This is a genomic window from Granulicella arctica (assembly GCF_025685605.1).
Classification (GTDB): domain Bacteria; phylum Acidobacteriota; class Terriglobia; order Terriglobales; family Acidobacteriaceae; genus Edaphobacter; species Edaphobacter arcticus.
The window spans coordinates 238,560-252,570 of record NZ_JAGTUT010000002.1; the positions used below are offsets into that span (position 1 = coordinate 238,560).

At 61.3% G+C, this 14,011-nt stretch carries 13 protein-coding genes; 8 read left to right on the forward strand and 5 right to left on the reverse strand.

All coding sequences use genetic code 11. The annotated features are described in order from the left end of the window. The first annotated feature begins 25 nt into the window (after positions 1-25). Positions 26-1,324 (forward strand): DNA polymerase domain-containing protein, encoded by a 1,299-nt coding sequence (locus OHL20_RS20945; protein ID WP_263385249.1) that lies wholly within the window; start codon positions 26-28, stop codon positions 1,322-1,324. Here the strand turns inward: OHL20_RS20945 and OHL20_RS20950 are convergent. Beyond that, positions 1,312-2,409: an ATP-dependent DNA ligase gene (locus OHL20_RS20950; protein WP_263385250.1), complete on the reverse strand. Its 1,098-nt coding sequence runs from the start codon at positions 2,407-2,409 to the stop codon at positions 1,312-1,314. The genes OHL20_RS20945 and OHL20_RS20950 overlap by 13 nt on opposite strands. A 185-nt stretch (positions 2,410-2,594) precedes the next feature. Here OHL20_RS20950 and OHL20_RS20955 point away from each other — a divergent pair, with 185 nt between their 5' ends. Genes OHL20_RS20955 through OHL20_RS20970 form a run of 4 tightly spaced genes read left to right on the forward strand, consistent with a single transcriptional unit; the run spans position 2,595 to position 7,070 of the window. Then, a complete protein-coding gene (locus OHL20_RS20955) occupies positions 2,595-3,863 on the forward strand; it encodes a Fe-S-containing protein (RefSeq protein ID WP_263385251.1) in 1,269 nt (422 codons plus the stop codon). Then, a complete protein-coding gene (locus OHL20_RS20960) occupies positions 3,863-5,203 on the forward strand; it encodes an ABC transporter permease (protein ID WP_263385252.1) in 1,341 nt (446 codons plus the stop codon). The genes OHL20_RS20955 and OHL20_RS20960 overlap by 1 nt, the downstream gene beginning before the upstream one ends. After that, complete coding sequence (locus OHL20_RS20965; protein ID WP_263385253.1) at positions 5,200-6,312, forward strand: ABC transporter permease; 1,113 nt, start codon at positions 5,200-5,202, stop codon at positions 6,310-6,312. Before OHL20_RS20960 ends, OHL20_RS20965 begins: the two co-directional genes overlap by 4 nt. An 8-nt stretch (positions 6,313-6,320) precedes the next feature. Further along, entirely contained in the window at positions 6,321-7,070 is a 750-nt protein-coding gene (locus OHL20_RS20970) for an ABC transporter ATP-binding protein (RefSeq protein WP_263385254.1), read from the forward strand. A 256-nt stretch (positions 7,071-7,326) separates the two neighbouring features. On the opposite strand, the gene OHL20_RS20975 is transcribed toward OHL20_RS20970, so the two are convergent. Both OHL20_RS20975 and OHL20_RS20980 read right to left on the reverse strand, forming a co-directional pair. Continuing rightward, complete coding sequence (locus OHL20_RS20975) at positions 7,327-8,184, reverse strand: NAD(+)/NADH kinase (protein WP_263385255.1); 858 nt, start codon at positions 8,182-8,184, stop codon at positions 7,327-7,329. A 146-nt stretch (positions 8,185-8,330) separates the two neighbouring features. After that, the gene (locus OHL20_RS20980; RefSeq protein ID WP_263385256.1) at positions 8,331-9,086 is read right to left on the reverse strand and encodes a TlyA family RNA methyltransferase; all 756 of its coding nucleotides are present in this window, start codon (positions 9,084-9,086) and stop codon (positions 8,331-8,333) included. Between the two features lie 225 nt (positions 9,087-9,311). Here OHL20_RS20980 and OHL20_RS20985 point away from each other — a divergent pair, with 225 nt between their 5' ends. Beyond that, entirely contained in the window at positions 9,312-9,851 is a 540-nt protein-coding gene (locus tag OHL20_RS20985) for an RNA polymerase sigma factor (protein WP_263385480.1), read from the forward strand. Then, positions 9,848-10,696: an anti-sigma factor gene (locus tag OHL20_RS20990; protein ID WP_263385257.1), complete on the forward strand. Its 849-nt coding sequence runs from the start codon at positions 9,848-9,850 to the stop codon at positions 10,694-10,696. Before OHL20_RS20985 ends, OHL20_RS20990 begins: the two co-directional genes overlap by 4 nt. A 73-nt stretch (positions 10,697-10,769) precedes the next feature. Here OHL20_RS20990 and OHL20_RS20995 read toward each other — a convergent pair whose 3' ends face one another. Continuing rightward, positions 10,770-12,290 carry a YncE family protein gene (locus OHL20_RS20995; protein ID WP_263385258.1) on the reverse strand — a complete coding sequence of 507 codons (1,521 nt, stop codon included), beginning with the start codon at positions 12,288-12,290 and terminating at the stop codon, positions 10,770-10,772. 75 nt (positions 12,291-12,365) lie between these two features. On the opposite strand from OHL20_RS20995, the gene OHL20_RS21000 reads away from it, so the two are divergent. Then, on the forward strand, positions 12,366-13,241 hold the full coding sequence (locus OHL20_RS21000; protein ID WP_263385259.1) for a DUF92 domain-containing protein: 876 nt from the start codon (positions 12,366-12,368) through the stop codon (positions 13,239-13,241). A 3-nt stretch (positions 13,242-13,244) separates the two neighbouring features. Here the strand turns inward: OHL20_RS21000 and OHL20_RS21005 are convergent, their stop codons facing one another. Further along, a complete protein-coding gene (locus OHL20_RS21005; RefSeq protein WP_263385260.1) occupies positions 13,245-13,907 on the reverse strand; it encodes a YdcF family protein in 663 nt (220 codons plus the stop codon). Positions 13,908-14,011 lie beyond the last annotated feature (104 nt).

Here is a 14,011-nt window from a genome sequence, read left to right on the forward strand (position 1 = left end):
TTTCGAGGTGATATAGGCTGAACACGTGAAAAAAGAAGAGGATGTCGAACTGCTATCGGTTGAGGAGCGCGAGGTGCGTGTCACGCATCCGGGCAAGCTTTATTTCTCCCGCGAAATCAAGCTGTCGAAGCTCGACCTCGTGCGCTACTACCTGTCGGTTGCGCCGGGTGCGCTAGCAGGAATCCGCGACCGGCCGATCGTGTTAAAGCGGTTTGTAAACGGTGCGGAGGCAGAGCCTTTCTACCAGAAGAGAGCACCGTCGGAGCGACCGGAATGGCTGCGCACGGCCACCCTCTCCTTCCCTTCCGGGCGAACCGCCGAGGAGTTGGTGGTGGACGATGCGGCAGGACTGGCGTGGATCGTCAACCTGGGATGTATGGAGTTGCATCCTCACCCGGTCCGGTCGGGAGATCTGGATCATCCTGATGAGCTGCGCATCGACCTTGATCCCGGCCCCGGTGTTGGTTGGGCCGATGTGCGGGCGGTCGCGCTCGAAGTGAAATCCGTTCTCGAAGAGGCTGGGCTTCGGGGCTGGGCGAAGACGAGTGGCTCGCGCGGCATTCATGTGAATGTACGGATTGAGCCGCGATGGACCTTTACGGAGGTTCGGCGTGCGGCACTCGCGCTCGCACGGGCGGTGGAGCGCCGCGTGCCTGCGCTTGCGACGTCGAAGTGGTGGAAGGAGGAGCGCCACGGCGTCTTCCTCGACTACAACCAGAACGCGAAGGATCGCACGACCTCTTCCGCGTATTCAGTGCGCCCGCTACCGGATGCACGCGTGTCCGCCCCGTTGGAGTGGAATGAAGTGCCGGACTGCAACCCTGCTGACTTCACGGTGCTCACCATGCCGCAGCGCTTTGCCGAGAAGGGCGATCCGCATGCGGGGATGGATGCGGCTGCAGGGTCTCTGGAGCAACTGCTGGAGCTTGCGGCGAGGGATGAGCGAGAGGGGCTCGGCGATGCTCCGTGGCCGCCGCACTTCAAGAAGGCTGAGGGTGAGGGGTCGCGGGTGGCTCCATCGCGAGCGAGGTCTGCGGCGAAAAAGTCAGCCGTGAAGACTGTTCGCACAAAGATGCCGTTGATTGTGATCGCGAACTCGCCAAGTAAAGAGGCAGCACTAGAAGGTTTGGAGCGATGGAAGGTTCGTCATCCGGAGGCTGCGGCGTTGCTGGCAATCGATGATGTTCTGGTCGATCGGATGCGTGGCCGGTCTTCACTGTGGACGCGCATTCGTGTGAATTTGCGCCATGTTCCTGAAGACTCGCGGCCACCTCAGGAGACTCCTGACCCCGACGATGATCCGACGATAGCTCAGGAGACCTGAGACTCGAGGGCTTCGGGAAAGATGGCCATCAGCTCCTGCGGGGGGACCACTTCGAGTTGGGCGTAGGTGCAGTCTTTGGGCTGCTTGTCGATGCGCCAGCGGCGAAACTGCGCCATGTGCCTGAAGCGATTCCCCTGCATGTGCTCATAGGCGACTTCGACGACAAGCTCCGTCCGTAGCGGCTCCCACGATAGATCCTTCCCTTGGCTCCAGCGGCTTTGACCGCCGGGCATGCGCTGTCCGTCTTCGCCTGCGCCCTGATCGGCCCACGATCTCCACGGATGATTGGCGAGCGCGTCCTTGCGGTAGGGTGCGAGACACTCGACCAGTTCGCGGCGCTTCTCCATCTTGAAGCTGGCACAGACCCCAACATGCTGCAGGTCGCCAGCATTGTTATAGAGACCGAGCAGGAGCGAGCCGATAGCGGTGCCTTCGTTATCTTTGTGCCAGCGAAAGCCGGCGACGACGCAGTCACAATCGCGCTCATGTTTGACCTTGAGCATGGTGCGTTTGTCGGACTCGTACGTGCCTGAGAGCGACTTGGCCATGACACCGTCGAGACCAGCTCCTTCGAAGCGCTTGAACCAGTCTTCCGCTACGCTTCGGACGTTGGTGACAGGCGTGATGTGGATGGGCGAAACGGCAGAGGCGAGGAGGGCTTCGAGCTTCTGGCGACGCTGCTCGAAGGGTGCGGTGCGGAGGTCGACGCCGTCTTCGCAGAGGAGATCGAAGAAGACGATGGAGGCCGGGGTCTGGGAGGCGAGGAGCTTGACCCGCGAGGCAGCGGGATGAATGCGAAGCTGGAGTGCGTCGAAGTCGAGGCCTCCTTCAGACGCGATAACTATTTCGCCGTCGAGCACGCAGCGCTTCGGCAGTTGAATTTCCAACACTTCGAGCAATTCCGGAAAGTAACGGTTCAGTGATTTACCGTCCCGACTTTGGATGACGATCTCTTCATCATCGCGAAAGATCAACGCACGAAAGCCATCCCACTTCGGCTCAAAGTTCCAGCTATCACCTGCGGGGATGGCGGCTACACGTTTGGCAAGCATCGGGAGAAGGGGCGGATTGATGGGCAGGTTCACGTCAACATGGTAACCCTGCTTTCTGTGCGCCCTGCGTGGCGTCAACAATGGATGCCGGTCGGCTGCTTCACCTCGTGAGGGACCTGGGTGCGCATTGACGACCAGATTAGTCCGAAATACACTTGAAGGTGGCCGCCATGAGTTCAAGAGACTCCTCTGGAACTGGTCTCAGGAGTAACGGAACCATGCTGCAGGCCTTTATCATCACGCTCCGCGAAGGGGTGGAAGCGTCGCTGATCGTAGGAATTATCTTTGCCTACTTGAGCAAGATCGGTCGCCACGAGTTGAAGCGGACCGTCTTCTGGGCGCTCGGTGCGGCAATCGCAGCAAGCGTGGGCGTGGCAGTGGTGCTGGCGCGGATGAACTTCAATCCGGACATCTTTGAGGGCTGGGTGATGCTGGCGGCGGCGGTCTTCGTGGTGAGCATGATCTGGTTCATGCAGAAGACGGCGCGCAGTATGAAGGGCGAGATTGAAGGTAAGATCGCGAGCCTGGTGGGCGGGACCTCGCGGCTCGGCCTGTTTTTCTTCGTGTTCCTGCTGGTGCTTCGCGAGGGCGTGGAGACGGTATTGATCCTATCGGCAGTCTCCCTCAACTCGACCGAGATTCTCAGCTTTACCGGGACACTGGTGGGCATTGCAGTTTCGGTGGTTTTTGGCGTGCTGTTCATTCGCGGCAGCGTGAAGATCAATTTGCAGCGCTTCTTCCGCGTGACGACCGTTATCCTCTATTTCGTTACCTTCCAGTTGCTGGTAAGCGGCCTGCATGAACTCTCCGAGAATGGTGTGCTGCCTTCGAGCACGACCGAGATGCGGCTGATCGGGCCAATCGTGCGGAACGATCTCTTCTTCTTCGTAACCATGCTCGCTCTCGCTGGCCTGATGATGCTGATGGAGTACAAGCGGCGCGCGCCGGTCAGGCTTGAGGAAACAGCGACCCTGGCTGAGAAGCGCAAGCTTGCCTGGACACAGCGCCGCGAGAAGATGTGGATGACTGCCGTCGTGGGGACGAGCTTCCTGTTTATCTTTCTTTCGACCGCTGAGTTTATCTACGCGAAAAGTTCGACCGCTCTCTCGCCGACTGCGGCTGTGACCCTCGTCGGCAACCAGGTGACGGTGCCGACTGCGGACGTGAACGATGACAAACTCCACCGGTATGGCGTTCGCGTGGACGATGGCAAGGGCGGTCAGGCTGAGGTGCGCTTCCTGCTCTTCCGCAAGCCTGATGGCAACATCGTCTCGGTTGCCGATGCGTGCAGCATCTGTGGACCGGTCGGCTTCTATATCGGTTCGCAGGGAATTACGTGCAAGATGTGCGCGAGTCCGCTCAATGCTTCGTCGATGGGACAGGCGGGCGGGTGCAATCCGATCCCGCTGAAGTCGACAAATGCCGGTGGCCAGATCACGATTGCTGCCTCTGATCTGCGGACGCTGACGACGGTCTTCGAAAAGTAGTGTTCTTCCGCCTCCTGCTCGAATCATTCCTGCGCCAGCGTCGCCGCAAGGCGCTTGCGGGAATTGCGATTCTGCTTGGCACGACGACCGTGACGGCGATGCTGGCGCTGGCGACGACGATTGGCGACCGCATCTCGAAGGAGCTTGCGGTGTACGGCGCGAACATCGTGATCTACCCACAGGCAGATCAACTTGAGGTCAAGGTTGGCGGCGTGAGCGTGAAGCCGACCAGCGGAGGAGCCTACCTGAAAGAGAGCGATCTGCCGAAGCTGAAGACGATCTTCTGGGGGAACAATATCAACGGCGTGAGCCCTGAACTGCCTTTTACCCTACCCATTCACGATGCGTCCGGGACGATTGTTGAAGTACCGGCGATCGGCCTATGGTTTCACCATGCGTTGACTGCAGCACCAGACTCGATTGTGACGGGAGCGGAGAAGCTTCATCCGTGGTGGAAGCTGACAGGGCGATGGCCTGCAAATCCTACAGACCAGAGTGCGGCAGAGGCCGTGATTGGCGAGGCTCTTGCGAACCGATTACACCTGAAGACCGGCGACACTATTGACTCCTTTTTCCCCCTCACTGATGCAGATGTGGCGATGCGGCACAACCCTGTCGGCTTCCGGCTCACCATTGTGGGGATGGTGTCGACAGGCGATGCGACGGAGACGAAGTTGCTGCTGCCCCTTGCGGCGGCGCAGATTTTAGCAGGTGTGCCTGGGTCGGTGCGGCGCGTTGAAATCTCAGCGACGACCAAGCCGGAGGATGCCTTTGCGCGGGTCGATCCGGAGACGCTGTCGGCGAAGCAGCGCGAAATCTGGTACTGCCGCCCGTATGCAAACTCGATTGCCTACCAGATTCGTGAGGTGATGCCGGGTGCGGCAGCGGAGCAGGTGCGACGCGTCGAGCAGTCGGAGGGGACGGTGTTGAGCCGCATCTCCGGGCTGATGTGGCTGATCAGCGCGGCGGCGCTGCTGGCGGCGGGATTTGCCGTCTCCGCTGCCATGGCTACCGCCGTTCTGGAACGGCGCGGCGAGATTGGGCTGATGCGGTCGCTTGGCGCGAGCAAGGGGGCCATTGCCCTGCTCTTCTATGCGGAGACGGGCCTGCTGGCGATCGTTGCGGGAACGTTTGGCTACCTGATCGGGTCGGGGCTGGCAGCGTGGCTCGGTGCCCGGATCTTTGCGGGTAGCGGCGTGGCTGAGGGGCACGTCCTGAACCCGGTGCTGCTGCCGGTGGTAGTGGCGATAGCGTTGGTGGTGGCGATTGCGGGAAGTACACCATCCATCCGGACGGCGTTGAGGATGGACCCTTCCGCCGTACTGCGGTCAGACGCATGAGTGCCGCAATCAAGCTGAATGTCGGACGGATGCTGCGGCAGTCCCTTGTGCATCGGCGGGCAAGGTCGCTCTCGGCGTTGGTGGCGCTGACGGTTTCGGCGGGGGTGGCGACGGCGCTGCTGACGCTCTATGGGGATTTGGACGCGAAGCTGCACAAGGAGTTTCGCAGCTTTGGCGCGAACGTTGTGGTCACTGCGAATGCTGGTTCGAGCCTTCCTGCCGATGTCTTAGCCTCGATTCAGCGAGCTGCAGGTAGTGATGCGCTTGCAGCGGGCTTTGGCTATGCGGTGGCGACGACGGATCGGGGTACGCCAGTCGTTGTGGCCGGCACGGACTTTGCGGCGGTCAAGCGGCTGGACGATTGGTGGCAGGTCTCGGCGTGGCCTGCAGCTCAGGATGAGCATGCCGCGCTGGTTGGTCAGCGGGCGGCCAACTTCGTTGCAGATGAGAGTGGGCTGAAGCTCAACTTCGCGGGTAAGCCGCTGGCGCTCCACAACGCTGGGCGGTTGAAGACCGGCGGCGATGAAGATAGCCGTATCTATATACCGTTGGCGACCTTCACAGCATGGACGGGTGCGGGCATCAGCGTCGTTGAGGTGCAGGTTCCAGGAGGCGGCACGAAGGTTGAGGCGGCGATTGCGCGGCTCAGGCAGGCGTTGCCGGGGGTGCAGGTTCAGCCGGTGCGGCAACTTGTGGAGGGCGAGTCGCGGATCGTCGATCGGACGCACTCTCTGATGTATGCGGCGGTACTGCTGATTGCGCTGACCGTAGCGGTCTCAGTGCTGGCGACCCTGTCGGCAAGTGTGCTCGAGCGGCGGCGTGACTTCGCGCTCATGAAGGCGCTTGGAGCGCGGCAGGTTCAGTTGATGCTTCTCTTTCTGCTGGAGGCGCTGGTGCTTGCACTGGCGGGGGTGGTAGTCGGATTTGTTGTGGGCTCGGCTGCGGCGCTTGCGATCAGCGAGATCAACTTCCATACAGCGACCTTGCCTCGGCTTTCGGTGGTGCCGCTGGTGTTGCTGCTGAACGTGGTGATTGCGGCGATGGCGGCGATGTTCCCTGCCCGGGTGCTGCGGGGGTTGCAACCGGCTGCGCTGTTGAAGGGGGAATGAGAACATAGATGGCGATGGCAGAGATCAGGACGGATTGGCCCAACAACACGACGCGTGCCGAGTGTGCGGTGATTGACTTGGAGCATGTGACCCGCGAGTACTCCGGTCGCGGTGGGGTGGTGCGGGCGCTCGATGAGGCGACCTTCTCGATCGTGGCGGGTGAGTGGGTCGCGATTACGGGGCCTTCGGGGTCGGGTAAGAGCACGCTCGTGAACATGCTGGGGTGTCTGGACCGGCCTACCGCTGGCAAGCTCAAGATCGACAACGTCGATGTTGCTTCGATGTCAGCTACGGAGCTGGACCGTTTTCGGGCGGATAAGATCGGGTTCATCTTCCAGCAGTTCCACCTGATTCCCTACCTCTCGGCGGTTGAGAATGTGATGCTGGCGCAATACTTCCACTCGATGACGGATGAGGGTGAGGCTCGGACGGCGCTGGAGAAGGTAGGACTTGGCAAGCGGGTCTCGCACCTGCCCAGCGAGTTATCGGGTGGGGAGCAACAACGGGTCTGCATCGCGCGAGCGCTGATCAATAATCCGCCGATCCTGCTGGCGGATGAGCCTACCGGGAACCTCGATGCGGCCAACCAGAAGATCGTGGCTGACCTGTTGCGGGACCTGCATCGGAACGGGCATACGATCGTGATGGTGACCCATGATCCGGAGATGGCGGCGCTGGCTCAGCGACGGATTGCCCTGAACCATGGGAAGGTCTTTTGCCATCCGGTGACAGGGCCGGTGGTTACACTCCGGCGGTAATTTATTTTTTCCTAGAAGTCCTAAAGTCCGCCTTCTAAATAACTTAGGTCCAACGAAGTCCAAAGGTCCTGCGAAGTCTCGTAAGGTCTTGTAAACGCATGGCTAGCGCCTTCCGTACATGGTGACCAAGTATAGGGGTGTTGATTTTCTGGTTAACCCCAATCGTTGAGGAGTGGACAGGGTGCCATGCGACCGCAGGTCCTTCGACTTCGCTCAGGATAACAGTTTTTGGGCGGCGCGGGTAAACGCAGGTCCCCTAGCGTTCTCCCCACTTGAGTTTGGAGCGGAGGACGTTGAAGAGACCGTTGGGCTGGTGGCGAAGCAGGCGGACGCTGTAGTCGGAGCGATGGCAGTGGATGTGGTCGCCTAAGAAGAGCTCGACTGCCTCCTGGCCGTCTACCGTGAGGTAGGTCTCGTTGGGGACGCCGACGACGTGGATGCTAATGGTCGACTCGCCGGGGACGACGATGGGGCGGATGGTGAGCAGGTGGGGACAGATGGGCGTGACCACCATGGCGTTGACGCTGGGCATCATGATGGGACCGGCGGCCGCAAGGTTGTAGGCGGTCGAGCCGGTGGGGGTGGAGACGATGATACCGTCGGCGCGGAAGGTCGCGACGAACTGCTGATCGATCTCGACTGTGAAGTCGGCCATGCGGGCGATGGTGCCCTTGGCGATGACGATATCGTTGAGGGCATCCCAGGCTTTGAGGATCTTGCCGTCGCGATGAAGCTCGGCGTGCATCATGTTGCGGATGTCGAGGGCTGCCGTATTGCCGCACCATGCTTCGAGGGTGTTGTAGATGTCTGAGAGCGGGGTCTCGGTGAGGAAGCCGAGGGAGCCGAGATTGACCGAGAGGATGGGAGTCTGGGTGTGGGCGAAGGCGCGGGCGGCGGCGAGCAACGTGCCGTCGCCACCGAAGACGATGACGAGGTTGGGCTGATGCTTCGGCATCTCCGGACGCTGGACGCACTTCTCGCAGTCCATGTAGATCCCGCTGTCGGGATCGAGGATGTAGTCGTAGTTATGGTCTTTCAGCCAGGCGACGAGCTCGGGCAGGATGTTGGCAAGCTCGGGCTTCTGCGGCTTCGAGATGATGGCGGCTAGCAGCATGTCTCTAGTGTACCGGGCAGGAGCAACGGCACAGAATACGCAGGATGGTTCCTCAAGGAGATTGTGCTGGCGCGAGCGAGATGAGTTCGGTCGGACGCGTGGGCATTCTTGTGACAGCCGCCGTTCTCTTCGGAATGGCAGGAAGCTCAGAAGCGGGCGTGGAGGAGGTACTCGTGATTGCCTTCCATGCCGCGGATGGGCGAGTCGATGATGTCGGTGTGGGTGCCGCCGAGGGCGAGGACGGCATCGTGGACGCGGTCGATGGCGAGTTGGCGGGCGGCTTGTTCGCGGACGATGCCGCCTTTGCCGACGTTCTCTCGGCCTGCCTCGAACTGGGGCTTGACGAGGATGATGGCTTCGCCGTGCCATGCCTGCTCCGGTGGTACGAGGGCGGCTAGAACTGGCGGCAGAACGAGGGTAGCCGAGATGAAGGAGACATCCATGACGAGGAGGGTGATCGGGGTCGGTGAGGCAGAGAGAAGTTCGCCGGGGGTGAGGAGGCGGGCGTTGGTGCGCTCGCGGAGGGTGATGCGCGGGTCATCGCGGAGCTTCGCATGAATCTGGCCGTAGCCGGTGTCGATGTCGAGGACGCTGGCGGCACCTTGCTGGAGGAGGCAATCGGTGAAGCCACCTGTAGAGGTGCCGATGTCGACGCAGGCGAGGCCGGTCGGGTCGATCTTCCAGTGGGCGAGGGCACGCTCTAGTTTGAGGCCGCCCCGACTGACGTAGCGAAGATCGTCCCCGAGGAGGCGCAGGATGGCGTCGGATGCGACGGGGGTACCTGGTTTGTCAATACGCTGTTCAGCAACGAGGACGCGACCGGCGAGGATGAGGGCCTGGGCTCGTTCTCTAGAGGCTGCGAGCCCCTGATCGACGAGCAATTTATCCAAACGTAGCTTCATTACTGTACTTTCTGAGTTCTGATGTGACGGGTTGGCCCAATTTGTTTCTTTGTAGCCACTAGCCTGAGGGTACACCGGAGGCATCTGATCACGTACACTGGCACTCATTTGGAGTTCCAGGAAACTCAGAATTCAAGAAAGCTGCCTGCAGACTACACGCTATGATATTGCAATCTAAATGCCTTACGGGTGCGTTCTATGTATAGAGACACAGGAGTGCTGAACATGCCGCCGGGGTCGGGTCAGGATGACTCGATATTACTGGGGCTTGTCCAGAGGGGCGACGAGCATGCGATGGCGTCGATATTCGACCGGTACTCAAGGGTCGTCTATTCGGTAGCGCTACGGGTGCTTAGGGATCCTTCTGCGGCTGAAGACGTGCTTCAGGAGATTTTTATGCAGATCTGGCGTAATCCGGACAGCTTTACCGCAACGAGAGGAAGTCTCGGCGGCTGGCTGGCTGTGGTTTCGCGCAACCGTTCGATCGATGCGCTACGGCGAAAGCGTCCGAGTGAGTCGATCGATGACATGCAGTTCGCTTCGTCCTACAACCTGGCGGACGAGGCCGAGCGTAACTCGATGATGGAAAAGGCGCGGGCAGTGATTCATCTGCTACCCGCAGAACAGCGCAAGACGCTGGAAATGGCATTCTTCGATGGGTTAACCCACGCAGAGATTGCAGAGATGACGGGCGATCCGTTAGGTACGGTCAAGACGCGAATCCGCAGCGCTCTTATCACGCTGAGAAAGGCATTCCAGGCATGACAGACACTCAACATATCAACCCTGAAGATTTAACGCTGCATGCCATGCGGCTCTTGAGCGCGGAAGAGGCTGCCGCCGTGCAGGCTCACCTCGCCGAGTGCAGCGAATGCCGTGCGGAGTTTGCGGTTGCGCTGGACGATCTCTCGATCGTGGCGATGTCCGTTGAATTGGCGACACCCTCGCCCGCTGCACGGGAACGATTTACACAACAGGTAACACGGGAAAAGCGGACGGTTACTGCTCCGGTAACGGCGGTGTCCGCTAACGAGCAGAAGGTTGTTCCGATGATCGCGCCGAAGCAGGGCACATCGGGCAAGCTACTGCCGTGGCTTGGCTGGGCGGTTGCCGCAGGTGTGACGCTTTCAGCGGCTAGTCTGTACCGCGAACGGGTACAGTTGCAGACGACGATATCTGACCAGTCGGCACAACTGCAATCGCAGACGGCGCAGATGGCAACACTCTCGGCGGATGCTTCGAAGGCGCGGGCAATTATGGACGCGTTGACCGATAGCAGCGCCATGCGCGTGACCCTGAATACGACACCTGCAGCGAAGGCGCTTCCTCAGGGTCGGGCAACGTATCTGGCCGACAAGGGGACACTGATCTTCACCGCCAATAACCTCGCGCCGCTACCAAGCGCGAAGACGTATGAGCTTTGGCTGATTCCGGCCAACGGCACGGCGCCGATCGCGGCAGGCACCTTCCATCCGGATGGGCGTGGCTATGCAAGCGTCGTGATGCCGCAACTACCGGTCGGCGTGCAGGCCAAGGCCTTCGGTGTAACGGTTGAGGCGGAGGGTGGAGCTACTTCACCGACGCTGCCGATCATCCTGGTAGGCGCTTAGGGCAGCTTGTCATTGCACGAACAGAAAAGCCATCCTTGCGGATGGCCTTTCTATTGTGCGGTATGTGTGGAGACTACTGGGCGGTGACGCGAACAGAGACGCCAGTTCCCTGTAGGGGGATGGTGGTGTCGATCGCGTCGATGTCCGTACGGATGACGATCATGTTGCGGGAGTTTGTGTCGGTCCCCTTGGCCATGGCATCGATACCGCAAACGACGTAGACCTTGCCGGTGGGTGCTCCGGTGGTGGCCGCGATATAGAGTGGCCGTCCGGCGATCGGAATGGTGGCGCTGACGATGTTCGTCGAGAGATTGACGACGGATACCGTGCAGTTGCCGGTCGGCGTGGTGGTGACTGCGCCGCCTGCCCCGGCAACCGCGCAGGGAAGGTTCGGGTTGCCACGGTTGGCTACGTAAGCGCGGGTTCCATCCTGAAGCGCGGAGACCATGACGGGATTGATGCCAACCTGGGGGCTGGCGAGGACGGTACCGAAGCCTGCTGCGTCGACAGGGTTGTTTGGATCGCAGTTGACGTTGGTGACCGGGGCGGCAGCATTGCAGAGCGGAATGCTGATGATGCTCAGCGTACCGTTATTGGTGCCGGAGCCCGCGTTGGCGACGACCATCTCGGAGCGGGTTGGAGCGAAGTCAGCCCAGAGCGGATTGGTGCCGACGGGAATGGTGCTGGTCGAGGGCGCGACGGTCGCAGGGGGAACAACTGGGCCACTGCTGAAGGTATCCAGCAGGTTGGTCTGCGCGTTGATGACGCTGACGGTGCCACTGCCCTGATTCAGGATGAAGGCGCGTCGGCCGTCGTTGGTGATGATGCCATAGACAGGGGCTACGCCGAGCGGGATGGTCGAGGTTGGGGTGTTGGTCGTGGTGTCGATGGCGATGGCGCTGCCGGTCGATGTGGCGGTCGCGCCCTGGCTGAGCGCATAGGCGCGTGGTCCACCGGAGAGGCCGACGACGTAGATCGGATTTTGAACTGCGAGCTCCTGCCGGAGGGCAAGGGGTGAGCCTAGGAACTCGCCGATGGCGTTGCGGCCGGTCTCGGTCACATAGGTGTTGGCACCCTGGGCGAAGAGGCTGACGGGGTTGGCACCGGCGAGCAGCGTGGTCTCGAGGATCTGGCTGGTGATGAGCGAGGTCGAGATGTCGAAGACGTTCAGGGTGCCGTCACCGTTGATGGTGTAGCCGGTGTTCGCCGTGGTGACGACGCCGGTCGTGCTGGTGGTGCTGGCGGCGTTCAGGACGAGGTACTTCGGATCGACGCCGATGTTGGCCGTGATGAGTACGGTGTCGCCTGAAAAGTCCACGATGGTGACGAGGCCGGGCGTACCGGGACTCGGACTCGAGATGGCTACGGCGTACTTTGCGGGTTGGGCAGAGGGGCCGACAGGATTGATGGCGGAGACGACAGGGCGGTAGCTTGCACCGCAACCGATCAGCGAGGTGAAGCTGGCTGCCGCAATCGCGACGATGGCTGCCGACTGGAGGAGAGACCGCGCCGACTGTACGTGCTGCCGCGTCGTGCGCGATACGGTGGTGCCTGCTGCTTTGGTCCGGGCTGCTTCGGTTTCTGCTAAGTGCAAAACTGCTCCCACTGTGTTGCCGATCTTGGCTATGCTCAAGCATCGATTGTAAATCACAGGAGAGTAGGTGGGGCGGTGGGTTCCAAAATGCACGGGGACAGGCTGAGGGCAGCGACGGGAAAGACAATCTCCGCCTGGCGGGACCGGATGCAGTCGGAGCTGCTGACAGGCGCTGTGGGCGGGCTTCTGGTGGTGAAGGCAGTGGCGATTGTGATTGCGATGCATCGGCTGGGAGGGTATCCGCCGTGGTTGTGGTGGTCGTGTGGGGCGAGTGCGGCGTTTGCGCTTCTGGTGTGGCTTCTGCGGTCGGCTACGGGTGCGGCGGCGATGATCGGCGGGGTGATCTGTTTGAACATCCTGCTGGCGCAGAACGCCGGGCGCTCCTGGGCCGAGACGGCGATGCCTGCGCTGCTGAGCCTCTTCCTGCTGACCTTTGCGGCGACGCGGTTTGGGCGCAGACACAAGGAGAAGCTGGGGCTTGCAGAGCCGAAGCGCGGGCGGCGGGCCTCGCAGGTGCTGGCGAATCTTGGGGTGGCGGGGCTGTTTGCGGGTGCGGCTTCCCCGCTATTGTTTGCGGCATGTTTGGCGGCGCTTGCCGAGGCTACGGCAGATACGGTGTCGTCCGAGATGGGCCAGGTGGTCGGCGGGCGGACGCTGCTGCTGACGACGTGGAGCGAGGTTCCCGTAGGAACGGATGGCGGGATCAGCATCGCCGGGACGACGCTTGGCGCTGCGGGTGCGGGGATCGTCGTGCTGGTGACGGCGGCTGTGGGGTGGCTGCCCTGGGCGATGGGGCTGGTGGTGTTTGGGGCGGGAGTCGCCGGACTGCTGTTCGATAGCTACCTGGGCGCTACGGTCGAACGGCGCGGCTGGCTGGGGAATGACCTGGTGAACTTCTGCTCGACGTTGTTTGCGGCTGCGCTGGCTTACGTCGGGATGCGGTTGCTGTAGTGGCTATTCGGGTTTGTCTTCGAGCCAGTGGTGAAGGGCGTCGCTGTCGATGTTCAGCTTGAAGACGGTGTAGCTGAGAATCTCGTGGAGGTAGCGCTGCGCGAGGTTGTAGTTGCTGATGCGGCCAAAGGCAGAGCGCGGTGAGGTGTAGACCTCAAGCCCGGCTTCTTCGCAGAGCACGCGAATGCGGAAGAGATGGGTGCCGTCGCTGACGACGACGACGTGGTGGAGGTTATTTTCGCGGGCGATCTCGACGAGACGATCGACCTGCTGCTGGGTATCGATGGACGCGGTCTCGGCGATGATCTTGTCCAGAGGAATGCCGTTGGCGAGGAGGTAATCGCGGCCTACGCCACCCTCCGTCATGCCGGAATCTTTATCGCTGCCGCCGCCGAGGGTGATGATGAGTGGCGCGACCTGCTTGTGATAGAGGTCGACTACGTGGTCGAGGCGGGCGTGGAAGACGGGCGACGGGCGACCGGAATACTGCGCGGCTCCGAAGACGGCGATGGCGTCTGCAGTCTGGGCCTGATCAACGCTGGCGACGGTGGCGATCTGGTGGTAGACCCAGACGGTCCAGATGAGCGCGAGGAGGAGAAGTATGCCGACGAACTTCCGCACGAGGTGCAGACTGGAACGCGGCTTGGTGTCGGTCGTTATGTTCATGTTTGATTCCGAGCAGAAATGTGCCAAGCCCGAAGGAAGACTACAGAGTGACAGTATGGACCAGTGTGCGGGTTGAGGCCAATAGGTGTTCTGGTCAGGTGCTC

Excerpts from the sequence above, each read along its gene's own strand:
- OHL20_RS20985 (WP_263385480.1), top strand. The coding sequence starts at position 9,312 with ATGCCGCCGGGGTCGGGTCAGGATGACTCGATATTACTGGGGCTTGTC.
- OHL20_RS21005 (WP_263385260.1), bottom strand. The coding sequence starts at position 13,907 with ATGAACATAACGACCGACACCAAGCCGCGTTCCAGTCTGCACCTCGTG.
- OHL20_RS20980 (WP_263385256.1), bottom strand. The coding sequence starts at position 9,086 with ATGAAGCTACGTTTGGATAAATTGCTCGTCGATCAGGGGCTCGCAGCC.
- OHL20_RS20990 (WP_263385257.1), top strand. The coding sequence starts at position 9,848 with ATGACAGACACTCAACATATCAACCCTGAAGATTTAACGCTGCATGCC.
- OHL20_RS20965 (WP_263385253.1), top strand. The coding sequence starts at position 5,200 with ATGAGTGCCGCAATCAAGCTGAATGTCGGACGGATGCTGCGGCAGTCC.
- OHL20_RS20970 (WP_263385254.1), top strand. The coding sequence starts at position 6,321 with ATGGCGATGGCAGAGATCAGGACGGATTGGCCCAACAACACGACGCGT.
- OHL20_RS20955 (WP_263385251.1), top strand. The coding sequence starts at position 2,595 with ATGCTGCAGGCCTTTATCATCACGCTCCGCGAAGGGGTGGAAGCGTCG.
- OHL20_RS20975 (WP_263385255.1), bottom strand. The coding sequence starts at position 8,184 with ATGCTGCTAGCCGCCATCATCTCGAAGCCGCAGAAGCCCGAGCTTGCC.